The sequence below is a fragment of the Gordonia sp. Z-3 genome (assembly GCF_036233855.1).
GTDB lineage: Bacteria > Actinomycetota > Actinomycetes > Mycobacteriales > Mycobacteriaceae > Gordonia > Gordonia tangerina.
Window position 1 is genome coordinate 11,499 of record NZ_JAZARS010000013.1, and the last position, 25,019, is coordinate 36,517.

At 67.2% G+C, this 25,019-nt stretch carries 14 protein-coding genes and 1 tRNA gene; 10 read left to right on the forward strand and 5 right to left on the reverse strand.

All coding sequences use genetic code 11. The features are described 5' to 3' along the window. Positions 1-178: 178 nt before the first annotated feature. From VX037_RS15660 to VX037_RS15670, 3 genes are all read left to right on the forward strand, one after another. Positions 179-1,957: a DEAD/DEAH box helicase gene (locus tag VX037_RS15660; RefSeq protein ID WP_235725149.1), complete on the forward strand. Its 1,779-nt coding sequence runs from the start codon at positions 179-181 to the stop codon at positions 1,955-1,957. 152 nt (positions 1,958-2,109) lie between these two features. Further along, a complete protein-coding gene (locus tag VX037_RS15665; protein ID WP_266061230.1) occupies positions 2,110-2,442 on the forward strand; it encodes a rhodanese-like domain-containing protein in 333 nt (110 codons plus the stop codon). 109 nt (positions 2,443-2,551) lie between these two features. Then, entirely contained in the window at positions 2,552-6,763 is a 4,212-nt protein-coding gene (locus tag VX037_RS15670) for an AAA domain-containing protein (RefSeq protein ID WP_328714870.1), read from the forward strand. Positions 6,764-6,796: 33 nt separating this feature from the next. Here the strand turns inward: VX037_RS15670 and VX037_RS15675 are convergent, their stop codons facing one another. After that, positions 6,797-7,591, reverse strand: a complete 795-nt coding sequence (locus tag VX037_RS15675) for an SIR2 family NAD-dependent protein deacylase (RefSeq protein WP_328714872.1) — start codon at positions 7,589-7,591, stop codon at positions 6,797-6,799. Then, positions 7,588-8,016: an HIT family protein gene (locus VX037_RS15680; protein WP_235725146.1), complete on the reverse strand. Its 429-nt coding sequence runs from the start codon at positions 8,014-8,016 to the stop codon at positions 7,588-7,590. The genes VX037_RS15675 and VX037_RS15680 overlap by 4 nt, the downstream gene beginning before the upstream one ends. A 511-nt stretch (positions 8,017-8,527) precedes the next feature. Between VX037_RS15680 and VX037_RS15685 the strand changes: the two genes are divergently transcribed. After that, positions 8,528-17,779, forward strand: a complete 9,252-nt coding sequence (locus tag VX037_RS15685; RefSeq protein WP_328714874.1) for a polyketide synthase — start codon at positions 8,528-8,530, stop codon at positions 17,777-17,779. A gap of 20 nt (positions 17,780-17,799) precedes the next feature. Next, complete coding sequence (acpS, locus tag VX037_RS15690; protein WP_235725204.1) at positions 17,800-18,192, forward strand: holo-ACP synthase AcpS; 393 nt, start codon at positions 17,800-17,802, stop codon at positions 18,190-18,192. 69 nt (positions 18,193-18,261) lie between these two features. Here acpS and VX037_RS15695 read toward each other — a convergent pair whose 3' ends face one another. The 3 genes from VX037_RS15695 to bcp form a co-directional block, all read right to left on the reverse strand. Then, positions 18,262-19,194, reverse strand: coding sequence for a hypothetical protein (locus VX037_RS15695; RefSeq protein WP_328714876.1), 933 nt, complete (start codon positions 19,192-19,194; stop codon positions 18,262-18,264). Positions 19,195-19,326: 132 nt separating this feature from the next. Then, positions 19,327-19,959 carry a TetR family transcriptional regulator gene (locus VX037_RS15700; protein WP_328714878.1) on the reverse strand — a complete coding sequence of 211 codons (633 nt, stop codon included), beginning with the start codon at positions 19,957-19,959 and terminating at the stop codon, positions 19,327-19,329. 24 nt (positions 19,960-19,983) lie between these two features. Next, on the reverse strand, positions 19,984-20,457 hold the full coding sequence (gene bcp, locus VX037_RS15705) for a thioredoxin-dependent thiol peroxidase (RefSeq protein WP_235725142.1): 474 nt from the start codon (positions 20,455-20,457) through the stop codon (positions 19,984-19,986). A gap of 259 nt (positions 20,458-20,716) precedes the next feature. Between bcp and VX037_RS15710 the strand changes: the two genes are divergently transcribed. The 5 genes from VX037_RS15710 to VX037_RS15730 all read left to right on the forward strand — a co-directional run bounded on the left by VX037_RS15710 (position 20,717) and on the right by VX037_RS15730 (position 24,966). Then, the gene (locus tag VX037_RS15710; RefSeq protein ID WP_235725141.1) at positions 20,717-20,938 is read left to right on the forward strand and encodes a DUF3618 domain-containing protein; all 222 of its coding nucleotides are present in this window, start codon (positions 20,717-20,719) and stop codon (positions 20,936-20,938) included. Then, positions 20,935-22,149 carry a L,D-transpeptidase gene (locus tag VX037_RS15715; RefSeq protein ID WP_442903683.1) on the forward strand — a complete coding sequence of 405 codons (1,215 nt, stop codon included), beginning with the start codon at positions 20,935-20,937 and terminating at the stop codon, positions 22,147-22,149. Before VX037_RS15710 ends, VX037_RS15715 begins: the two co-directional genes overlap by 4 nt. A gap of 82 nt (positions 22,150-22,231) precedes the next feature. Continuing rightward, positions 22,232-22,307 (forward strand) — tRNA-Lys (locus VX037_RS15720). 193 nt (positions 22,308-22,500) lie between these two features. After that, positions 22,501-23,721 carry a L,D-transpeptidase gene (locus tag VX037_RS15725; RefSeq protein WP_328714880.1) on the forward strand — a complete coding sequence of 407 codons (1,221 nt, stop codon included), beginning with the start codon at positions 22,501-22,503 and terminating at the stop codon, positions 23,719-23,721. Positions 23,722-23,823: 102 nt separating this feature from the next. After that, on the forward strand, positions 23,824-24,966 hold the full coding sequence (locus tag VX037_RS15730) for an acyl-CoA dehydrogenase family protein (protein ID WP_235725139.1): 1,143 nt from the start codon (positions 23,824-23,826) through the stop codon (positions 24,964-24,966). Positions 24,967-25,019: the final 53 nt, after the last annotated feature.

Genomic DNA, 25,019 nt, shown 5'->3' on the forward strand with positions numbered 1-25,019 from the left:
GACGACACGTCAACTTCTGTTGAGTGGGACTGACGGTACCAGTATCCGTGGCGACCATCACAGAACGGTGACCGTAGGGCGTATCGCCGATCACAGGCTTGGCGGCCGCGTTGCCGAGGATTCCTCCCGTGGGGCCTCGGACCACTAGAGTTGTCAGCGTGAACAGGACTGGATGCGCATGAGTGGCAACGAGGACGCGGCGAGCGGCGACGCACCGGGCGGCGACGTCTCATTCGACGACCTCGACATCGCGCCGAAGGTCCGGCAGGCGATCGTCGACGTCGGCTACGAAACTCCCTCGCCGATCCAGGCGGCCACGATCCCGCCGCTGATGAGCGGTCGCGACGTGGTGGGCCTGGCGCAGACGGGCACCGGCAAGACCGCGGCCTTCGCCATCCCGATCCTGTCGCGGCTCGATACATCCGCGCGCCGGCCGCAGGCCTTGGTCCTCGCGCCAACGCGTGAGCTCGCGTTGCAGGTTGCGGAGGCCTTCGGTCGCTATTCCGCGCATCTCCCCGAGGTGCGGGTATTGCCGATCTACGGGGGGCAGAGCTACGGCGTCCAGCTGGCCGGGTTGCGGCGGGGGGCACAGGTCATCGTGGGCACACCCGGTCGTGTGATCGATCACCTCGACAAGGGCACCCTCGACATCTCCGAGCTCGACTTCTTGGTTCTCGACGAGGCCGACGAGATGCTGACCATGGGTTTCGCCGAGGACGTGGAGCGCATCCTGGCCGAGACGCCCGACGACAAGCAGGTGGCGCTGTTCTCGGCCACCATGCCCAGCGCCATCCGGCGGCTGGCGCAGCGCTACCTGAACGACCCGCAGGAAATCACCGTCAAGGCGCGGACCGCGACGGCACAGAACATCACCCAGCGATATCTGCAGGTCTCTCACCAGCGCAAACTGGACGCGTTGACGCGATTCCTCGAGGTCGAGACGTTCGACGCGATGATCGTGTTCGTCCGCACGAAGTCGGCCACCGAAGAGCTTGCGGAAAAGCTGCGTGCGCGTGGGTTCTCGGCGGTCGCCATCAACGGTGACATGGTGCAGGCACAACGCGAGCGCACCATCAATCAGCTCAAAGGCGGCACGATCGACATCCTGGTGGCCACCGATGTGGCCGCGCGTGGACTCGACGTCGACCGGATCTCGCATGTGGTGAACTACGACATCCCCCACGACACCGAGTCTTACGTGCATCGGATCGGCCGTACCGGTCGAGCCGGCCGCTCCGGCAACGCCCTGCTGTTCGTCTCGCCGCGCGAAAGGCACCTGTTGCGTGCCATCGAGCGGGCCACGCGTTCCACGCTCACCGAGATCGGGTTGCCGAGTGTGGAGGACGTCAATGCGCAGCGGGTGGCGAAGTTTGCCGACTCGATCACCGAGAACCTCTCTTCAGATCATCTGGACCTGTTCCGCAAGTTGGTGGAGGACTACGCCGGCGAACACGACGTCGCGATGGCCGATGTGGCAGCCGCATTGGCACTGGAGACGCGTGACGGCGGGTTCCTGATGGCCCCGGATCCTCCCGAGGGTCAGCGGCCGGAGCGCCGGGAGCGTGCACCGCGTGGTTCCGGTGGTCAGTTCGCGACCTATCGCATCGCGGTGGGCCGCAGGCACAAGGTCTCGCCTGGGTCGATTGTCGGCGCCATCGCCAACGAAGGTGGTCTGACCCGGGGCGACTTCGGCAACATCAGCATCCGCGACGACTTCTCGTTGGTGGAGCTGCCGGAGAATCTCGACAACGAGACGTTGGCGTCGCTGCGGCACACCAAGATCGGCAAGAATCCCATCGACATCCGTCGTGACTACGGGCCACCTCGCACGCGGGGCGGTGCCAAACGTGCGCAGGGAGGCCAGCGCGGCGGTCAGGGGCGTGACGGCCACCCCAAGCGCAACGAGAGCTGGGGCAAACGCGGAACCCGCCACATCGCAGGTCGCGGACGTAACTGAGGGAATGCCTTGGAGTCACTGAGAATTTGGTGACGCGTGGTATCGAACTTGCCGGATCGAGATAAATCCGTAACCTTTTGGGAGGGGTTCGTTCATTCCTGAACGGTCCCGCTATTCGACAACGCGATACACATAGGAACGGTGAGTCACCAGTGTCAGTGGTGAATTCGATTACAGCAGCCGACGCGCGCGAACACTGCGAGCACGAGCACGCGGTGCTCGTGGATGCCCGACCGCAGATCATGCGCCACCAGGGCAGCCTTCCCGGGGCGGTGGTGGTGGATCCGGCCGACGTCCGCGAGCGGTTCACGCCCACGCCCTCCGGCACGTTCCCCGTGGTACGCAATCCCGACACAGAGATCGCCGTGGTCTCGGTCAGCTCGCAGGCACCGGTGATCGCCGAAGAGATCGCCGGCCTCGGCTACACCAATGTCCGCTACGTCGATGGCGGTTTCCGCGCTCTGCGGTCCGAACTGCCGACATAGCCGACATCCCTCTCCACGGGCCTGACTTGGTAGCGTTCTGCAGGTATCCACGCCCGTGAATCCAGCCGACGACGCCGGACCCGGCGCACCGAGGAGGGATCGAGCAACCATGGCGGACGAGGGGACCGACACGCAGGAGGCGAATCGGACCGATCAGGTCCGGCGGCTTCTCGGCTACCTGCGCGAACTCGTCCGGGCCCGATTCGAGGCCGTCACCGATGTCGATGACCATCCGGATGTGTTGTGGGTCGGAAAATCCACGCCGGTGGCGGTGCGCGCGGGTGCCGTGTCCGGTCAGACGGTCTGCGAGATCGCGCCGGACAATCCTGCCCACGCCGATATCGAGCGCATCCTCGCCACACTTCGCGACAACCCGGAGAACCTGGAGCTGGTGCTGGCCAACGTGCTGGTGTCGGTATCCGACGTCGACGATCGGCACGAGTCCGACGGCCCGACCGAGGTCGGTGCTCGGCGACTGCGTGAACATCTCCTCACCCAGCAGGTCGTCGCCGAACGCGACGCCGCCACCGGTGTTGTGCGGGTCGCACTCGGCACCGGGTCGGCACCCGTCGTCCACGACGCCGCACTGCTGGCGACCGTCGAGGGTATCGACCTGTCCGGTGCGCTGAAGGCGCGTGCCAAGCTGACCGAACTTCCCAGCCCGGTCGGTGCGCGGGTCGGTGATGCCGTTGACACCTGGACAGACCAGATCGCGGTCGACGGCGACACGCTCACCCTGAGTACCGACCTGCGTCCGGCGTTGGTGCTGCGCAACCGCGGTGTCGCTGCCGTGCTCGACTTCTATGACGCCATCCTCGACGAACTGCGCAACTCCCCGGACGAGCTGCCGGTGGGATTGGCCCAACTCGTCGCGCCCATCGAGGCGCCCGAACGGGTCGCCGCGCTTGACGCCACCGGCGCGCTGTCGCCCGAGGACCTGGTTCGTGATGCCCTGTATCCGCTGCCCGCCAACGTCGAGCAACGCGACGTGCTGGCCCAGCTCGGACTCGACAGTGGAGTGGTGGTGGAGGGGCCGCCCGGCACCGGCAAGACGCACACCATCGCCAATCTGACGGCGGCATTGCTCGCCAAGGGCCAGCGTGTGCTCGTGACCAGCGAAAAGGCGCACGCGCTGCATGTGCTGCGCGCCATGCTGCCGGCCGAATTACGGGATCTCACCGTGTCGATCGCCGACGTCGGCGCCGACGATTTCGAGGCCACCTCGTCCAGCGTCGAGTCGATCGCCGACCGCAAATCACGACACCAGCCCCGGGTGGTCGCGGCGGAGATCACCGATCAGCTGGGCAAGCGAAATCAAGCGGTCCGCCGTCGTGAGCGCGTGCTCCGCGAGCTCTGGGTCGCTCGGGAATCCGAGACCGAGGTGCATGAATGGGTTGCCGGCGATTATCGGGGCACCCCTGCCGAAGTGGTACGACAGTGCATGTCGGATGCGTCGCGCTACGACTGGTTGCCGGGGCCGGTCGAGGGCGCGACACCACCGCTGGATGCCGAAGAGTTCGAGGCACTTCGCGAGTTGCTCGTCGACCCCGCGGTGGGCGCTGTGTCGCGTCTGGGGCAGCGACTCCCGGATCTGTCCGACCATCTGCCCGAGCCGTCGGTGCTCGACGACATCTGTGCGCGGATAGCGCAACGCCCGAGTGAACCGATGGTCGGCAGCGGCTCGTTGCTGTCGATCCTGGCCGATGTCGACAGTGCTCGGCTGGTGCGGATCAAGGAGGTGTGCGAGCGACTCGCCGTCGCCGCGGGCGAGGTCGCCGCCTTCCCGCCGACGATGGTCGACATGGCCGACCGCCTGCTGGCCGGACACGCGGCTCATCTCTGGTCGCGGGTCATCGGACTGTCGCCGGTCATCGGGGAGGCCGCCGAACGCGACCGGGCGATCGGCGGCCACGTCATCGTCGTCGACGGGGCGCATCCCGGCGACGATGCGGTGTTCGCCGAGGCCGCCGAACATCTCGCGAACGGAGGACGTTGGCGCGGCCGGCTGCTGCGGTCGCCTCAGCAGCGTGCGGTCGAGGACTCGGGTGTGCGGGCTACCGTCGACGGTCGTGAACCGTCCGATGCGCGGGCGATGCAGTTGGTGGCCGATCATCTCGCGGTGCTCGACGCCGTCGGAAAGGTGCAGCGGGTCCTCGCAGATTTGCATGTGCCGGTCGACAATTCGGGATCTCGGTCGGCGCAGCTCAATACTCTGGTGCGACTCGACAGTCAGTTGGCGTGGATCTCGGAACTGATGGCCGGACGTGACCAGCTCATCCGCGAGCTCGAGGCGATCAGTCCCGGTGGGCCGCGGCCACGCAGCGTCGCCGACGTCACCGAGGTCGCGCTGCAGGCCGGGGCGATCGCCGCGACGAACGATGCGGTGCTCGCCGAACACGAACTCGCCGACTGTGCCTATCGTCTGTCCGCCGAGGTCGAACAGGGACCATCGCCCGAAGGCGATGCATTGCTGTCGGCATTGGCCACTGCCGATGCCGACAAGGTCCGGGCCGCCCGGCGCGCATGGAATATCGCCCGTGACGAACTCGACGCACAGACCACCCTCGACCTGCTGACGCTCCGCCTGCGCAGCAAAGCGCCGGAGTTCTTCGCCACCTTTGCCGAGACCGCCGCGGATCCGGTGTGGCACACACGGCTACGCGAGATCGGCGGCGCCTGGTCGTGGCGGCGGGCGCAGAGTTGGGTGCAGGAACGAAGCGACCCCACGCTCGAGACCCGGCTGCAGGCAGAACTCGATGAGATCGAGGCGGACATCGCCGCGCTGACCGTGCGGGTCACCGCGGCCCGGGCTTGGCAGGCGTGTCTGGAACGGATGACGGTGGCCGAGGTCCAGGCGTTGCAGTCCTACCGCGATCACATGATCAACCTGGGCAAGGGATCGGGTAAGCACGCCAACAGGTTTCGCGCTGCCGCCCGGGCCGCGATGGAGCAGGCGCAGGGCGCGGTGCCGGCGTGGATCATGTCCATCTCGCAAGTCGCGGAGACGGTGGAGCCGCGGCGCGACGCATTCGACGTGGTGATCGTCGACGAGGCCAGCCAGGCAGACATCACCAGCTCGTTCCTGCTCTGGTTGGCGCCGCGGGTGATCGTGGTCGGCGACGACCGGCAATGCGCGCCGACCGGCCTGACCGGAACGACACTCGACGACGCATTTGCCAAGCTCGACGCCCAGCTGCCCGACCTCCCGCACTATCTGCGCGACGGTTTGACACCTCGGTCCAGTCTGTTCGCGTTGCTGCGCAGTCGGTTCGGACACCTGATCCGGCTGCGGGAACACTTCCGGTCGATGCCCGAGATCATCGAGTTCTCCTCGCGTCAGTTCTACGCTGGGGCGCCGCTGATACCGGTCCGCCAGTTCGGTGCCGACCGGTTGCCGCCATTGCGGTCGGTCCATGTCGACGACGGGGTGGCGACCGGACAGGGCGCAGCGCTGGTGAATGAGCGTGAAGCGGAGGCGATCGCCGAGACTCTCGCGCGATGTCTGGGCGATCCCGCCTACGACACAGCCGATTTCGGTGTCATTGTGCTTCAGGGCAGCAAACAGGTCGACGAGATCACCCGACGTCTGCGCGCGGTGGTGACCGACGAGCAATGGAACTCCCGCCGGATCCGGGTGGGAACCCCACCGGACTTCCAGGGCGACGAACGACGCGTGATCCTCTTGTCGATGGTGGTATCGGATGCGGCGGCGATCGCGCCGCTGACCCGGGCCGAGTCGCAGCGGCGGATCAATGTGGCGGCTTCGCGGGCGATGGACCAGATGTGGTTGTTCCGGTCCATCGGTGTCGATGAACTCAAAGCCAACGACCTGCGCCGCTCGCTGGCCGGATACGCGGAGTCGACGCAGGGGCCGGCGCTGTTGCCGATGCCGGTCGATGTGTCCGATACCGAACGCAGACAACCGTTCTCGAGTTTGTTCGAACAACGGGTGTTCAATCGGCTTGCCGAGCGCGGCTATCACGTGATGCCCGGGGTGACCGTCAACAACCGGCTCATCGACCTGGTCGTCACCGGGGCCGATGCGCGGATGGCCGTGGAATGCGACGGGGATTCGTTCCGGACCACCGGAGAGCAGGCCCGTTCGGATATGGAGCGCGAACGCGAACTGCGCCGTTGCGGCTGGGAGTTCTGGCGGGTCCGGGAGTCGGAGTTCGAACTCGACCCGGACGTTGCGCTCGCCGGACTGTGGCATGCTCTCGACCGTCGCGGCGTCAAGCCGGGATCGGTGGCTGCACGTGATGACGGCGCGCCCACGCCGACGTCGGCGTGGTCTCCGATCGACCTCAGCGCCGGCGACTGAGGTGGTGCGCTACGCCGTCCGATATCGCACGGCTCAGGCCGCGGAGTCGAGGGCATCCACCAACGCCGGTAAGCCGATACCGGCCGGCGTACGGATGCTGTGGCTGGCCATGGCGCTCAATGCCGAGGGCTCCGGATTGAACTCGATCACCGGGATGCCGCGTGCGGCCGCCCGTTCGGGCAACGCGGCTGCAGGGTAGACCCCTCCGCTGGTGCCCACGACGAGAACGACGTCGGCGAAGGTGAAGGCGCTTTCTGCCGAGCGCCAGGCGTCGTCGGGCAGTCCCTCGCCGAACCACACGACACCGGGCCGGATAGGGGACAGGCACGTCGGACAGGCCGGCGGCTCGACCCGGAGTTCGTGCACGGCGTGCTCGGGTTGCGCGTCGACCCCGTGATACGGGCGGCCGCAGTTGCTGCAACGCGGGGCGAACAGACTGCCGTGGAGGTGGCTGACGGTGCTGCTGCCGGCTCGTTCGTGCAGGTCATCCACGTTCTGTGTCGCGATGAGGACGGAGTGGGTGCGCTCGAGGTGAGCCAGTGCGTTGTGCCCGGGGTTGGGGGCCGCCGCATGGACCACCCGCGCGCGCCATTGATACCAGGCCCACACCAGCCCGGGGTCGGACGCCCACGCCTGCGGTGTGGCGATCTGCGTCGGGTCGAACCGTTCCCAGAGCCCGGTCTCGACGTCTCGAAAGGTGGCGACTCCGCTCTCGGCAGACATTCCGGCACCGGTGAACACGGTGATAACCTCGGCGCGCCGCACCACGTCGATCACCTCCGCGGGCAGTACGGTGCGCGGCGCAGATGCCCCGTGGTCGTCGGTCACCGTGGATCACCCTCGAGTGCCGACCGCAGGATCTCCGCAGTGGTATCGGGATCGTTATCGCGACGCACCACGAGACCCTTGGCGAAGCTGAGCTTGTCGCCGTCGTGGCGTGGCACGACGTGTAGATGGGTGTGGAAGACCGTCTGAAAGGCGGCGCGGCCGTCGTTGACCACCAAATTCACGCCGTCGGCCGACAGCGTGCAGGACTTCATCGCCGCAGCCAGCCGCTGCCCCGCGGCGAACAGGCGGGCGCCGACGTCGGGTTCGAGATCGGCCAGGCCGGAGGAGTGCTCCCGGGGCACGATCAGGGTGTGGCCGCGGGTCACCGGACGGATGTCGAGGAAGCCGATGACGGCATCGTCACGATAGACGATGCGCGACGGGGCGGTGCCCTCGACGATGGCGCAGAACACGCAAGTCGACATGACTGTCCAGCGTACTTTCCGCATGGTTGGTGGCGTCGCAAACAGCCTCGACACGAGCCGCCACCAGGAGTGGAACACATCACATAACGATTTCATAACGGGTCGCGAGCGTGCCCCGGGAGGCCGATCGAGCGCTCGGCCGCCGGTCCCTATCTGCGCCGATGCGGTACGGCCCGGAACGTCGCTCAGTGAACACTTGTCCTACCGGCGGGGTTACCCACGGGTATACCGACGGGTCACAACGGAACATGAGGAAAGCCTCATTTTTGTGTGTCATCATTGGGTCACGTTCACGTCGGCGAAGGCTCATGGATGAGCCTCGCGGCCGCCAAACCCGTTGCGCGGCAGGCGTGTACACCAGTGTGTCAGAGACCGCTGCACTGGACGTGACCAGGCCATCCGACGACCCCCGCGCGAGCTTCTGGTGAGTCTCCGCGACCCCCGCCGCCGACAACCGCCCCAAACCCGTGACCCGACACCTCCGTGACGTGTCGAGACAAGAGGAGTGCCCGTGACCGTCGACCATTACCGCTCCGGAGCGCAGGGTGCCGCGCACTCGAATCGCCCCGCTGCGACGCTGATCGATCGTCTCGCCGACGGCGAGCCGTATGCCATCAGCTTCGGCGGGCAGGGCTCGCCGTGGCTGCCCACCCTGGCCGAGCTCGTCGTCGATGCCGATCTGGAACACCGCATCGCCAAGATCGTGGCTGCCGCCGAGCGCATCATCGATCCGGTGGCCGATCAGGTCACCATCGCGCTGGCCGACGGTTTCCACCCGCTGACCTGGGTCCGCGCACTCGACGCCGAAGAGCCGGTCCCGAGCGATACCGAGCTGGCCGATTTCACCCTGTCCGGCCCCGGTGTGTTGCTCACCCAACTCGCTGCCATCGAAGCGCTCAAGAAGCAGGGCCTCGACACCGCGGCCATCGCGCCGCGCGCCGTCATCGGTCACTCCCAGGGCGCGATCGCGACCGACGCGATCGGTGCCGACGGTCATGTCGCCGAGACCGGGCAGGGGCTGCTACTGGCGATTGCTCAGCTGATCGGTGCCGCCGGCACCTTGATCGCTCGTCGCCGCGGGCTGGCGACCTCCACCGACGGCGGTCCGATGCTGGCGGTCAGCGGAGTCGCCCCGGAACGTGTCTCGGAGATCCTCGTCGAGTACCGCGCCGCGCTGAGCGAGGCCGAACGGGCCGCCGCGCCGGTTCTGGCGATCAACAACGGGCGCCGGTCGGTCGCCCTGTCGGGCGCCCCGCGTCATCTCGCCGCGTTTGCCGCGTTCTGTGAGCGCATCGCCGAGGCCGAAGCCGACGAGCGCAAGCGCAAGGTCACCGGCGGCGCGCCGTTCGCGCCGAAGTTCGATCACCTGGGCGTCAGCGTTGCGTTCCACCATCCGACGATGCAGCCCGCGGTCGATTTGGTCGCACAGTGGGCCGAGGCGTGCGGAATCGACGTCGACACCGCAGTGCGGCATGCGCGTGCCGTGCTGGTGGACCCGGTGGACTGGGTTGCCACCGTCGACGGCGTCGTGTCGGAGGGGGCCAAGTGGGTCCTGGACTTCGGTCCCGGTGATCTGGCCACCCGGCTGACGTCGACTCTGGTACGCGGACAGGGCGTGGGCTTGGTACCCGCGGCGCTGCGTCAGGGTCAACGCAACCTCTTCAGCCCCGGCGGCATCCCCGAGGTCGCCCGCCCGTGGCAGCAGTTCGCCCCGCAACTGATCACGCTGCCGAACGGTCGCACCGCGGTCGACACCGCGTTCACGCGGCTCACCGGACGTTCGCCGATGCTGCTGGCCGGCATGACCCCGACCACCGTCGACCCGGCGATCGTCGCCGCGGCCGCCAACGCCGGCCACTGGGCCGAACTCGCCGGTGGCGGTCAGGTCACCGAGCAGATCTTCGCCGACAACGTGGCACGTCTCACCGATCTGCTCGACGAAGGTCGGCAGGCGCAGTTCAACGCCTTGTTCCTCGACCCCTACCTGTGGAAGCTGCAGCTGGGCGGCAAGCGCCTGGTGCAGAAGGCCCGCGCGCAGGGCGCCCCGATCGACGGAGTCGTGGTCTCGGCCGGCATCCCCGAACTCGAGGACGCGGTCGCCCTCGTCGACGAGTTCGTCGAGGCCGGCCTGCACTACGTGGCGTTCAAGCCGGGCACCGTCGAGCAGATCCGGGCCGTCGTGCGGATCGCCGCCGAGGTGCCCCATCACCCGGTGATCGTGCAGATCGAGGGGGGCCGCGCAGGTGGCCACCACTCGTGGGAGGACCTCGACGACCTGCTCCTGGCCACCTACGGTGAGCTGCGCGCGCGCGACAACGTCATCATCTGCGTCGGCGGAGGCATCGGCACGCCCGAGCGCGCCAGCGAATACCTGACCGGCGCTTGGTCGTCGGCCTACGGATATCCGGCGATGCCGCTCGACGGCATCCTGGTCGGCACCGCGGCGATGGCCGCCAAAGAGGCCACCACCGCCCCCGAGGTCAAACAGCTGCTGGTGGACACTGTCGGCTGCGAAGAATGGATCGGTGCCGGACACGCCACCGCCGGAATGGCATCGGGGCGCAGCCAACTCGGTGCCGACATCCACGAGATCGACAACACGGCCTCCCAGTGCGGCCGACTGCTCGACGAGGTCGCCGGTGACGCCGAGGCCGTCGCCGAACGCCGCGACGAGATCATCGCTGCGATGGCCGGTACCGCCAAGCCCTACTTCGGCGACATCGCCGAGATGACCTACCGCGAGTGGCTGGACCGCTACGCAACCCTCGCGGTCGGCGACGGTCGTGCCGACCAGTACCCGTGGGCCGACATCACCTGGCAGCAGCGGTTTGTCGACATGCTGCAGCGCACCGAGGCGCGGATGAACCCGGCCGACTCGGGCGACATCCCGACGATGTTCGGCGCGCTGGGCTCCACCGACGACCCGCACGCCGCCATCGACGCGATCGGCAGCGTGTACCCGCAGATCGAGCGTGACGTGCTGCATCCGGCTGATGTGGCCTTCTTCCTGGAGCTCTGCCGCACCCCGGGCAAGCCGGTGAACTTCGTGCCCGTCATCGACAAGGACGTGCGCCGCTGGTGGCGTAGCGACTCCCTGTGGCAGGCTCACGATGCCCGCTACCCGGCCGACGCGGTCTGCGTGATCCCCGGTCCGGTTGCGGTGTCCGGTATCACCCGCGTCGATGAGCCCGTGGGTGATCTGCTCGACCGCTTCGAGGCACAGGTGGTAACCGACCTGCAGGGGACCGGTGTCGAGGCGCTCGCCACCGACACCCGCAAGGACGCCGGGATGGTCCGCGGCGACGGCGCGATCGTCGCGGTGCTCGAGGCCGACGACGTCGACTGGGTCGGTCGGATGGTTCCCAACCCCATCGCGCTTCTCGGTGACGTGGATCGCTGGCAGCTGGTCGATCCCGACCGCGCAGAACACGAGCCGACCGGATCGGTCCTCGAGCGGGTTGCCGGCGACGCCGAGCGACTCGACGGGACGCGATTCGATCTGATCACCCCCATTTCCGGTGCGTCGGTGCGTATTCCGTTGCACGTCGACGAGACGATCCGCGACGGTGGAAACCCACGCGTCGGCGTCGACGAGGCCGCCACCGCGATGTCGGAGATCCTCACCGTCGCCGCCGGCGGTTCGCTGGCCGAGGTGTCCGACGGCGTGTCGGTGACCACGGTCGGCTGGAATCCAGATGACGTCGCCGATCACGCCGCCGTCACCGGCTACACGATGCCCGCGCATCTGCGTCCGACGACGCCGACCGAACCCTTCGGCTTCGCCGTCCCGGACACGCTGGTCGGTTCCTCGTGGCCCAGTGTCTTCAGTGTCATCGGCGCGGCACGCACCGCGTCGGGTGCGCCGGTGGTGGAAGGACTGCTCGATCTGGTCCATCTCGACCACGCCGTCACGCTGGTCGGTGATATCCCCACCACTGCGACAGAACTCACCGTGACCGCACGTGCCGGCGCGGTACACGACACCGAGGTGGGCCGGGTCGTCGAGGTGAGCGTCGACATCGCCGGGCCGTCCGGTGAGATCGCGCACCTGCATGAGCGCTTCGCCATTCGCGGGCGACTCGGAGCCGAGCAGCTCAGCGACCCCGCCCGGGCCGGTGGCGCCGCCGGCGCCGAACAGTCGGCCACCCGCAAACTCCTGCGGCAGGCGACCATCACGGCCCCGAGCAGGATGACCGGTTTCGCCGCGGTCTCCGGTGACCGCAACCCGATCCACACCGATGCCAACGCGGCCCGACTGGCCGGGCTCGGTGACCCGATCGTGCACGGCATGTGGCTGTCGGCCGCAGCCCAGCAGGTCGTCACCGCCACCGACGGCAAGAACCCGATCCCGTCGCCGCGTCCGTTGATCGGATGGACCGCGCGTTATCTGGGCATGGTGCGCACCGGCGACTCGATCACGGTCCGGGTCGACCGGGTCGGACTCGATGCCGGACGAGAGGTCGTGGAGGTGTCCGCCAAGGTCGGCGACGACCTGGTGATGAGCGCGACCGGCCTGCTCGCCGCGCCGCGCACCGTCTACGCATTCCCCGGCCAGGGCATCCAGAGTAAGGGGATGGGTCTCGATGCGCGATCGCGCTCGAAGGCCGCCCGCGAGATCTGGGACCGTGCCGACAAGCACACCCGCGCCGCGCTCGGTTTCTCCATCCTCGCGGTGGTGCGCGACAACCCGACCACGTTGGTGGCCAACGGGACCACCTACAACCACCCCGACGGCGTGCTGTACCTGACGCAGTTCACCCAGGTCGCGATGGCGACCCTGGGCGTCGCGCAGATCGCCGAGCTCAAGGAGTCGGGTGGCTTCGTCGAGGGTGCCATCACCTGCGGCCACTCCGTGGGCGAGTACAACGCGCTGGCAGCGTGCGCGGGCGTCCTTCCGCTGGAGGCCGTCCTGGAGGTCGTGTTCCAGCGTGGCGAGGCCATGCACCATCTCGTGCCGCGAGACGAACTGGGCCGCAGCGATTATCGGATGGCCGCCATCCGCCCGAGCCAGTTCGGCCTGGCCGACTCCGAGGTGACCGCATTCGTCGCCGAGGTCGGCGACTCGGTCGGTGAGTTCCTGGAGGTCGTGAACCTCAACCTGCTCGGCTCGCAGTACGCGATCGCCGGCACGGTCCGCGGGCTCGAGCACCTGGAGAACGAGATCGAGCGTCGCCGACTGGAATTCGGTGGCAAGAAGTCGTTCATTCTGGTGCCCGGCATCGACGTGCCGTTCCACTCCAGTGTGCTTCGCGCCGGTGTGCCGGAGTTCCGGTCCAAGCTCGAGGATCTGCTGCCCGAGCACTTCGACCCCGCGATCCTCGTCGGCCACTACATCCCGAACCTCGTGCCGCGGCTGTTCAACCTCGAGCGTCCGTTCGTCGAGGAGATCGCGGCACTGGTGCCCTCGGACCCGTTGAATGCGGTTCTCGCCGATTGGGATTCGTGGGCGGAGAGGCCGAGCGATCTGGCTCGCGTCATCCTCATCGAACTCCTTGCCTGGCAGTTCGCCAGCCCGGTGCGCTGGATCGAAACCCAGGAGCTGCTCTTCGCCGGCACCGAACGTGACGGTCTGGGTATCCAGCGGTTCGTCGAGATCGGCCTGAAGGGGGCGCCGACACTGGCGGGTCTCGCCGGCAACACCCTCAAACTCGACGACTACGCATCGGCGACCACCGAGGTCGTCAACGTCGAGCGCGACTCGGACGTCATCCTGGCCAAGGACTCCGGTCCTGAGCCCGAGGCCGAGGTCGAGGAGTTGGCCGCCCCGGCAACGGAGGCCACTGAGGCGGCTGCGGCGGCCCCGGCACCCGCGCCCGCAGCGGCTCCGGCTCCGGCGGCCGCCGCCGGACCGCGGCCCGACGACATCGCCTTCGGCCCGGCCGACGCGGTCCGCTCGGTGATCGCGCTGTGGACCAAGATGCGCACCGATCAGATCGGTTCGGCCGACACCATCGAGGCACTGTGCGATGGCGTCTCGTCACGTCGTAACCAGCTGCTGCTCGACATCGGCGGCGAACTCGGCCTCGGTGCCATCGACGGTGCCGCCGAAGCGGACATGAACGCACTCTCCTCGACGGTCAACACCCTGGCCCGCGGCTACCGCCCGCTGGGGCCGGTGCTCACCGATGCCGTCGGTGACCAGATCCGCAAGGTCCTCGGACCGGTCGGAAAGCGCCAGTCATACATCACCGATCGCGTGACCAACGTGTGGCAGCTCGGCGAGGGTTGGGGTCTGCACACCGCTGTGGCCGTGGCGCTCGGTACCCGCGAGGGCGCCAGCGTGCGTGGCGAAGATCTGGGCAACCTGCTCGACGGGCCGCTGGCCAACGCCGATGCGCTCGACGCCCTGATCGACCGCGCCGTCACTTCGGTCGGTGCGCAGAGGGGCATCTCGGTGGCCAAGCCCGCCGCCGAGGGCGGTGGCGGCGCCACCGTGGACGCCGCGGCTCTCGGCGAGTTCACCGAGCAGATCACCGGACGTTCGGGAGCGTTGGCGTCGGCCGCGTACACCGTCCTGGCCAAGCTCGGTTTGGCCGACGATGCCTCGACCGCCGAGATCGTCGATGACCCGAACGCCGCTGTGGCCGAACGCGTCAGCGCCGAACTCGGTTCCGACTGGGCGCGCACCGTCGCGCCGGCCTTCGACACCGCCAAGGTCGTCCTCGTCGACGACCGGTGGGCGACCAGCCGTGAGGACCTGGTTCGTATCTGGCTGACCGCCGAGAGTGAACTCGACACCGATCACGACTCGGTTGTCGCGCGCTTCACCGGGGCTGGTGACACCGTCGCGCAGCATGCCACCTGGTGGCAGGGCAAGGCGTTGTCGGGTGGAAATGCCGTGCACGCACGGATTTTCGCCGACATCGCGAATGCTGCGGAGGCTCCGGGTGCCGGGCAGTACGCCGGCGAGATCGCTGTGGTCACCGGTGCGGGTAAGGGTTCGATCGCCTCCGGCGTGATCGGTGGACTGTTGGCCGGCGGTGCGACCGTGGTCGCGACCACCTCGCGCCTCGACTCGGCGAAGCTCGCGTTCTACAAGAAGCTCTACCGGGAGAACGCACGTTACGACGCCGCCCTGTGGGTGGCGCCGGCGAACATGGCCTCTTACACCGACGTCGACGACCTCGTCGAGTGGATCGGTGCGGAGCAGACCGAGAACCTCGGTGGCACCACATCGGTCATCAAGCCGACGATGAAGCCCACCCTGCTGTTCCCGTTCGCCGCGCCGCGGGTCGCCGGTGACCTCACCGACGCGGGCGCTCGGGCCGAGCTGGAGATGAAGGTGCTGCTGTGGTCGGTGGAACGGCTCATCGCCGGTCTGGCCGATATCCACGCCGACCACGACATCGCTGCCCGCATGCACGTGGTGCTGCCCGGTTCGCCCAACCGCGGCATGTTCGGCGGCGACGGCGCCTACGGCGAGAGCAAGGCCGCACTGGATGCCCTGGTCACCCGATGGGGCGCCGAGGATTCCTGGAACCAGAAGACGACCCTCGCGCATGCGCTGATCGGTTGGGTCCGCGGAACCGGACTCATGGGTCACAACGACGGCATGGTCGATGCGGTGGAGGCTGCCGGTGTCCGCACCTGGAGCACCGACGAGATGGCCGCCAACCTGCTCGGCTTGTGCACGCCGGAGCAGCGGGAGAGCGCGCGTAGCGCAGCCATCGTCGCCGACTTCACCGGTGGACTCGACCCGTCTATCGACCTCAAGGCCCTCGCATCGGCAGCCGCTGAGACGGCAGCCGAAGAGGAGCCGGCCGACGAGCGCGAGGTGGCGACGGTCGCGGCGTTGCCCGCACCGGCCCGTGCACCGAAGTCGATGACCCCGCAGTGGCCGTCGATCGACGCCCGACCCGAAGACCTCGTGGTCATCGTCGGCGCCGGCGAGCTGGGCCCGTACGGTTCGGCTCGCACCCGGTTCGAGATGGAGGTCGACGAGAAGCTTTCGGCCGCGGGTGTTGTGGAGCTGGCGTGGAACACCGGCCTGATCCACTGGGACACCGCGCCCAAGCCGGGCTGGTACGACACCGAGTCCGGTGACCCGGTGCCGGAGAGCGAGATCTTCGAGCGCTACCACGACGAGGTCGTCTCACGCTGCGGCATCCGCCGCTACGCGGACGAGGGTGCGATGGTGGACAACACCTCGCCGCTGCTCACCTCGGTGTTCCTCGACGAGGACCTCACCTTCACGGTGAGCTCGGAGGCCGAGGCCCGGGCATTCGCCGCGGCGAACCCGCAGAAGACCCGGGTCGCCGAGAACGCCGAGACCGGTGACTGGCAGGTGACCCGTCTGGCCGGCACCGAGATCCGGGTACCGCGACAGTTCTCACTGTCGCGTACCGTCGGCGGTCAGATTCCGACCGGTTTCGACCCGACCCGGTGGGGTGTCACCCCGGACATGGCCGAGTCGATCGACCGGGTGGCGCTGTGGAACCTGGTCGCGACCGTGGACGCGTTCCTCTCATCGGGATTCACCCCGTCCGAGCTGATGCGGTGGGTCCACCCGGGTCTGGTGGCCAATACCCAGGGCACCGGCATGGGCGGCATGACCTCGATGCGCGAGCTCTACATCAATACGCTGCTCGGCGAGTCGAAGGCCAATGACATCCTGCAGGAGGCGTTGCCGAACATCGTTGCCGCACATGTGGTCCAGTCCTATGTGGGCAGCTACGGCGCGATGATCCATCCGGTCGCCGCCTGCGCGACGGCCGCGGTGTCGGTCGAGGAGGGCGTGGACAAGATCCGCGTCGGCAAGGCGCTGTTCGCGGTGGCCGGTGGTTTCGACGACCTCGGCATCGAGGGCATCGTCGGATTCGGTGACATGTCGGCGACAGCCGAGTCGGCCAAGATGTCGGCGCGCGGGATCGATGAGCGTCGGTTCTCCCGGGCCAACGATCGTCGTCGCGGCGGGTTCGTCGAATCCGCCGGTGGCGGAACGATCCTGCTCGCCCGTGGCGACGTCGCCGCGCAGATGGGTCTGCCGGTCCTCGGCGTCGTCGGGTGGGCACAGAGCTTCGGCGACGGTGTGCACACGTCGATCCCGGCACCCGGCTTGGGTGCGCTGGGTGCCGCCCGCGGGAACCAGTCCTCGCCGCTGGCCAACGCACTCAACGCGCTCGGTGTCAGCCCTGACGACATCGCGGTCATCTCCAAGCACGACACGTCGACGCGGGCCAACGACCCCAACGAGTCCGAACTGCACGAGCGCATCGCGTCGGCCATCGGTCGAGGCGACGGCGCACCGCTGTTCGTCGTCTCGCAGAAGTCGTTGACCGGTCACGCCAAGGGTGGTGCCGCCGCCTTCCAGCTGATCGGTCTGTGCCAGCTGCTGCGTGACGGCGTCATCCCGCCCAACCGCAGCCTCGATTGTGTCGACGAGCAGATGCGCGAATACCCGCATCTGGTCTGGGCGCGTGAGACCCTGCACCTGGGGGAGCGGTTCCCGTTGAAGGCGGGTCTGCTCACCAGCCTCGGCTTCGGTCATGTGTCGGGCCTGATCGCGGTGGTCCACCCGGAGGCGTTCATCGCGACGCTCGACGCAGAGCAGGCCGCTCAGTACCGACAGGTGTCCGCCGAGCGGGCGCGCAAGGGCAATCACCGTCTACTCGAAGCAATGTGCGGTGTCGAGCCGGCCTACAAGCGGCCGCCGAACCGCCGTTTCGACGAGGCTCTCGACGAGCACGACGCCGAAGCCGGCCTGCTCCTGAACCCGTCGGTCCGCCTGGGCGCCGACGGCAGCTACGCCGGCGAGGCGGTGTGACCGCGGGCGCGGATGCGGCGATGAGCGTGCTGGGTGTGGGGATCGACATCGTGTCGATCCCGGAGTTCGGCGAGCAGTTGCGCCAACCCGGTACGACGTTCGCGGACCGGTTCACGGTTCGCGAACGTCGCGACGCCGCCGCCGGAACCGGAGACGAGGCCCGTCATCTCGCTGCGCGCTGGGCCGCGAAAGAGGCCGTGGTGAAGGCCTGGTCGGTGAGTCGGTTCTCCCGACAGCCGTTGCTGCCGTTGATCCGTCACAGCGACATCGAGGTCGTCACCGACAACTGGGGCCGCCCGGCCATCCGGCTCGGCGGTGAGATCGGCGACCTGCTCGCCGACACCCGGGTGCACATTTCGTTGACCCACGACGGTGACACCGCCGCTGCCGTCGCCATCCTCGAGGGCATCTGACGAGTTCGCGCGGCCGCTGATCAACCGCGCGTGAAATTTCACGCGTGAGTGGTCGGCGGCCGCGCGAAGTCAGGCGGCCATCAGGTTCAGACGTGCGAGCCAAGCGCGGGCTTGCGCCGCTACGACTCCTTTTTCGAGATCCTTCCAGGTCCACCGGATCACCATGATGCCGAGCTTACGAAGGGCGTCCTCTCGGGTCTTCTCCCTCTTCATCGCCTGAAATGGTGTCTCACCAGGCTTGAGATGCTTGCGATACTTGACGTCCCCGTCGAACTCGGCCACGAGGAGCCCTGCCCAGTCGAAGTCGGTCCGGGCGACGTGTTCTCCGTCTTCGTCGTAGAACTCGTTCTGCAGGCGCGGGATCGGTAAACCGGCCTCGATGAGCTGAGCCCTGGTCCACGATTCGCCGGGGTTCTCGGACGCGCCGTCCGCGTGGTGCAGTGCGCGTCGCGCCTGCCCTACGCCATGCCGGCGACGCCGGAGCATCGCGCGCATCACCTCACTATCGGCGCCTGCTCGCAGCGCTGAGTCGAACACGCTCAGCGCACCAGCGAACCCGTGCGGCGTCGTACACGCGACATCTACCGCGGTGCGTTCCAGCGACGTCACCCGGAAGCCGTCCACAACGACGACCTCGGACTCGGTCAACGTTCCGGTGTGTTCGTGCCGGGTCGAGCTGCGATGCGCGCCATGACTTCTGCCGGTCGTGGTGTGGACGCGCCGGAAGTTGGGTTTGAGCATCGCCAGCTGGTGCAGTGTCGCTGCGCTCTGATGACTGAGCGTGATCGGCTTGGTCGCCTGCTTACTCGCAGCGATCGCCGACAGCCGATGCAACTGCTCGGGTGTACGTTCGGCAGGTGTCACCGAGGTACCCGAACCGACGGATACCAGGTCGCCGCGTCGACGCGCTCGGGTCAGTTCGTTGTCGGTGTATCCGGCGGCGAGGGCTGTGGAACGAAAGATGAGGCCGTGCTCATCGGTGGGATAGGTGGTCATACCCATTGGACGCACGACCGACCGCCGCGGTGCCATCGAATTCTTGTCGCGCGCCTGCTGATCAACCGCGCGCGCAATTTCACGCGCGAGAAGTTGCCGGGCGCGCGAACTGGGTGGACCCGCGCGAACCAGCCGACCTCACTCCTCCGCTGTGGTCTCCTCGAGAAGCAGGTAGCCGGCCAGCATGCGCTTGAGTTCGGCGACCGTCTCGTCGTGGTCGTGACCATCCTGGACGGAGAAACTGAGCACCGAGTACGCCGTGTGTACGAGCACCTGCGACATCATCTCGCGCCGGTTGCGCTGGGTCGGGGTGAGCGGGGCGAGGATGCGGGCGACCTGATCGGCGAGTGCGCGTTCGTTCTCCGACGCTGTTGCGCGGGTGGACGGCGTGGACTGGACCGCCAGCCACACCGCCCGCCGCGAGGGATCGTCGCGCCAGAGTGCAGCGAGATGGTCCAGGAACCTCTCGAGGAGGTGGGGCCACTCCAGTGACGGGATCTCGGTGGAGAAGGCGGCGAGTTCGTCTTGGACGCCGACGGTGTCCTGTCGATCGAGCTCACACACGATGACGTACTTGTTGGCGAAGTACTGATACAGCGTCCCGATCGGCACCTCGGCCCGCGACGCGATCTCCTCGCACGTCAGCGACTCGAAGCCCACCTCGATGAGCAGATCGCGTGCCGCGGACAGCATCGCAGAGAACTTCTTCTTGCTGCGCTCCTGTGTGGGGCGTTTACGCGGGAGCAGCGGCTCGGCAAGGGGTGCGGACATCGTCGTCGGTCCTGCGGGCGACCGTCACACCGACAGGTCGCGACGCAGCTTGGCGACGTGGCCGGTGGCTCGGACGTTGTACTGGGCGGCGGCGATCGTGCCGTTCTCGTCGACCAGGAAGGTCGATCGGATGACCCCGGTGACCGTCTTGCCGTACATCTTCTTCTCCCCGAATGCCCCCCATTCGGTGAGCACTTTCTTCTCCGGGTCCGACAGCAGCGGGAACGTCAGACCTTCGTCGGCGACGAACTTCGCCAGCTTGGCCGGTTTGTCCGGGGAGATCCCGACGACATCGATGCCGGAATCATTGAGTTCGGCGAGGTTGTCGCGAAAATCACATGCCTGCTTGGTGCAGCCGGGAGTTGCAGCTGCTGGATAGAAGTAGACGATGACCTTCCGGCCGGCGTAGTCGGACAAAGACACCGCGTTGTCCTGGGCGTCGGGAAGGGTGAACGCGGGGGCGGGGTCTCCGACGGACAGCCGCGTGGTTGCTGACATGTAGGTCAGGCTAGTCGATCGTCGATGGAGATCACCTGTGGTCACTGGGGTGGGTTGTCGCGAACGCCCGGATCGGTGTCGGTCGACACGGAGGTTCGTCGCGCCGTCCACCGGGCGCGACGTCGCCCATGCCGTACCCTCGAAAAGTCGAGTGCGACGCGCGGCGACCTGGGTCGCAGACTCTCGGGCCCGCGTGACTCGAGCCCGTCGTGAACAGGTGAACGCAACCGCAGTGCCGTCGACCATTGGGAGGAACCACGTGTCCGGGGATACCGAACGTATCGAGCAGGAGATCGCGCAGGCGCGAGAAGATCTCGCCAAGACCCTGGACACGTTGGCCGAGCGCACGAGTCCGCAACGGCTGGCCGCCGACGCCAAGGAGAAGGCGGTGGCGACATTGAACTCGCCGGCGGTCAAGTATGCGTTGGCCGGTGTCGGTGCCGTCGTGGTGGTCCTGGTGGTTCGAAAGATCATGAAGTGACGCCGGCCCGCGGCGAGACGCCGCGGACCATCCGCGCCCGCGGCGCCGCGGCGGCAATCGTCGTGGTGGCGGCCAGCCTGGCCGGATGCTCACTGGCGCCGAGCTACCCCGATACCGTCACCGATGCGCAGAGCCTCGATTCGCTGGCACAACCGACCATCTCGGTGACCGGGTGGGGCGACACCCCGATGAACGACAACGCCGTCGGCGTGATGCCCGGCGCGCCGATCACCGTGACCGCTCGTGACGGCAGTCTGTCGTCGGTGGTGATCGCCGGGCCCGATGGCCCGGTCGCGGGATCGACGTCCGCGGACGGGTCCCGGTGGACCTCGTCCGGGGCATTGGACTTCGGGACGGATTACACGTTGAACGCCGCGGCACGCGGTGTCGACGGCGTCGGCGCGCGCAAGATCGGCTTCACCACCGCGTCGGCCGAGTCGCTGGCATATGCGTCCACGGTGACCGCCGACGGTGAGACGGTCGGCATCGGACAACCCGTCGCGATCAACTTCGACACACCCGTAGCCGACAAACGCAACGCGCAGAACGCGATCACCGTGACCACCGACCCGCCGGTGCAGGGCGCGTTCTATTGGATCAACGACAGCATGGTGCGGTGGCGGCCCGAGCATTTCTGGGCGCCCGGCACCAAGGTCAAGGTCAGCGTCGACGCCAAGGGGATCGATCTCGGGGACGGTGTGTTCGGGGACAACAATCTGACGTCGAATTTCACGGTCGGTCGCAGCCTCGTCGCGGTCGCCGACGACGACACCGAGCAGATCACCGTGTCGGTGAACGGCAAGGTGGTCAAGACGATGCCCACTTCGATGGGCAAAGACGCCACCCCCACCAACACCGGCACCTACATCGTCGCCGAACGCGAGCCCAGCGTGATCATGGACTCGTCGACCTATGGAGTGCCGGTCAACTCGGCCGAGGGGTACCGGGAGACCGTCTATGACGCCACCCGGATTTCCTTCAGCGGCATCTACGTGCACTCGGCACCGTGGTCCCTCGGCGATCAGGGGGTCGACGATGTGAGCAACGGGTGTCTGAACGTGAGCCCGGCCAACGCGAAGTGGTTCCTCGATCACGCGCTGCGCGGTGACATCGTTCAGGTCAAGAACACCGTGGGCCCACCGCTTCCCGGCGACGACGGGCTCGGGGATTGGAACATCCCGTGGTCGGTGTGGAAGAAGGGTAACGCCTGATCCGCCTGTGGTTCCCGGCGTTGTGAGGAGGCGATTTCACTTCTGTCGCCCCGACATGTAAGGTTCCTTCTCGCACCGGCAAGCGCCATTAGCTCAATTGGCAGAGCAGCTGACTCTTAATCAGCGGGTTCGGGGTTCGAGTCCCTGATGGCGCACCAGACATTCAAGACGCTCCGCGTAGCGCGGGGCGTCTTTTCTGTCGAGAAGGCTCCGAGTCGGACACCCGATCGACTCGGACAATCCGGCCCAGGATTGTCTCGTACACTTGACATCGACCGTGCTCTCGAGGGGGAGATCCTTACGTCGTCGACGTCGCACGGTGAGTTCGTAGGTGTTCCCAGGAGGAGATTCATGCGGATCAGTCGTACCCGCACCGGCCGGCGGTCACCGCTGGCCCTGTTCGGCGTTCTCGCCGCCGTCATCGCCATGGTGTCCGCGTGTTCTCAGGACGCGACGTACTCGCCTGATGTCAGCAGCTCCAACCTGTTTGACGACATGCTGCGGCCGGGTATGACCGTCACCGAGTTGGCCAACCGGCCGTTGGCCGACCAAGCGGTCGGTATCCAGCCGGGTGCGCCGATCACGGTCGCGGCCAGCGAGGGTTCGATCACCGGAGTTCGTATCGACAAGTCGGACGGCTCGCCGGTCAAGGGCGTGTTGTCGGAGGACGCCACCACGTGGACCAGTGCCGAGCCCCTGGGATACAACCGCACCTACACGTTGCAGGCCGACGCCGTAGGCATCGGCGGCCGCACCACCAAGCGGGTGTCGTTCACCACTCAGGCCCCCAACAATCTGACGCTGCCGTATCTGACTCCGTCGCCGGGCGAGACCGTCGGCGTCGGCCAGCCGGTCGCGATCAAGTTCGACGAACCGATCCCGAACCGCAAGGCCGCCCAGGACGCCATCAGGATCACGACCAACCCGCCGGTGGAGGGCGCCTTCTACTGGATCAGCGACTCCGAAGTCCGGTGGCGCCCACAGAACTATTGGGAGAGCGGCACCAAGGTCGACGTTGCGGTCAACACCTACGGCATCGACCTCGGCGACGGGCTGTTCGGTCAACAGAATGTGAAGACCAACTTCACCATCGGTCGTTCGATGATCATCACCTCCGACGACAACACCAAGCAGGTGACGTTCGCACGCGACGGCAACGTCATCCGCTCGATGCCGACATCGATGGGCAAGCCGGGGCACGAGACCGACAACGGGGTCTACCTGGTGTCGGACAAGCATGAGCACATCATCATGGACTCGTCGACCTACGGCGTCCCGATCAACGCTGCCGAGGGATATCGCACGCCGGTCGACTATGCGACCCGGATGTCCTACAGCGGCATCTTCTTCCACTCGGCGCCGTGGTCGGTGTGGGCGCAGGGCAATACCAACACCAGCCATGGCTGTCTGAATCTGAGCCCCGACGACGCGTTGTGGGTTATGCAGAACACCCTGCGCGGCGACCCGGTCATCGTGAAGAACACCGGGGGCGGGACCCTGTCCGGGACCGACGGTCTCGGCGACTGGAACATCCCGTGGTCGGAGTGGTCGAAGGGCAACGCCGACGCCTGAGTCGGTCAACCGGAGCGGTCGGGCTCCGGCCGCGCGCCAACTATGCCATCGATCACTGTTACGATCGGCGATGACAATCTCGCCGATCGTGAAGGATGCCTGATGACCGACCGCTCTGCCTGGGAAACCGACGAACTCGCCGCTCTGCGCGATCTGTCCCGCAGCTTCTGCGAGAAGGAGATCAAGCCCAACATCGAGCGGTTCATCGACCAGCACCACGTGGACCGTGAGCTGTGGAACAAGGCGGGGGAGCTCGGCCTGCTGTGCATGTCGATCCCGGAGGAATACGGCGGCGGTGGCGGAACCTTCGCCCATGAAGCGGTGCTGATCGAGGAGCAGGCGCGGATCGCTGATTCGTCGTGGGGTGCGAGCCTGCACAACGGCATCGTCGCGCACTACCTGCTCGCCTACGGGTCCGAGGAGCAGAAGCAGACCTGGTTGCCGAAGATGGCCAGCGGCGAGGTGGTCGGCGCGATCGCGATGACCGAACCCGGTACCGGTTCGGATCTGCAGAATGTCAAGACCAAGGCGAGCCGGCAAGGTGACGAGTATGTCATCGACGGATCGAAGACCTTCATCACCAACGGTGGCCAGGCCGACCTGATCATCGTCGTCGCGAAGACCGACGTCGGCGAGGGTGCCAAGGGCATCTCGTTGATTCTGGTCGAAGCCGAACGCGAGGGGTTCCGACGCGGTCGCGTCCTCGACAAGGTCGGCCAGCGCGGGCAGGACACCTCCGAGCTGTTCTTCGACGGAGTCCGCGTACCGACCTCGAATCTGCTGGGCGCCGAGGAGGGGCAGGGCTTCATCCAGCTGATGCAGCAGCTTCCGCAGGAACGGTTGATCATCGCGGTGGCCTCGGTCGCCGGGATGGAAGCGGCCGTGGCGCAGACCCTGGAGTACACCAAGGACCGCACCGCATTCGGACGACCGATCTTCGGCTTCCAGAACACGAAGTTCAAACTCGCCGAGGCGGCCACCGAGACGCGTATCGCTCGAGTGTTCGTCGATGATTGCATCGTCAAGCACCTCGACGGACGTCTCGACATCCCCACGGTGGCGATGGCCAAGTGGTGGACCAGTGATCGGGCCATGGTGGTCGCCGACGAATGCCTGCAGCTCTTCGGCGGCTACGGCTACATGAACGAATATCCCATCGCGCGCATGTGGGCCGACAACCGGGTACAGAAGATCTATGCGGGCACCAACGAGATCATGAAGGAGATCATCGCCCGGTCCCTGTGAGGTGATCGGTGCGCGTGCCGCCCATCAGACGTGACGGGTGTTACATTCTCTCC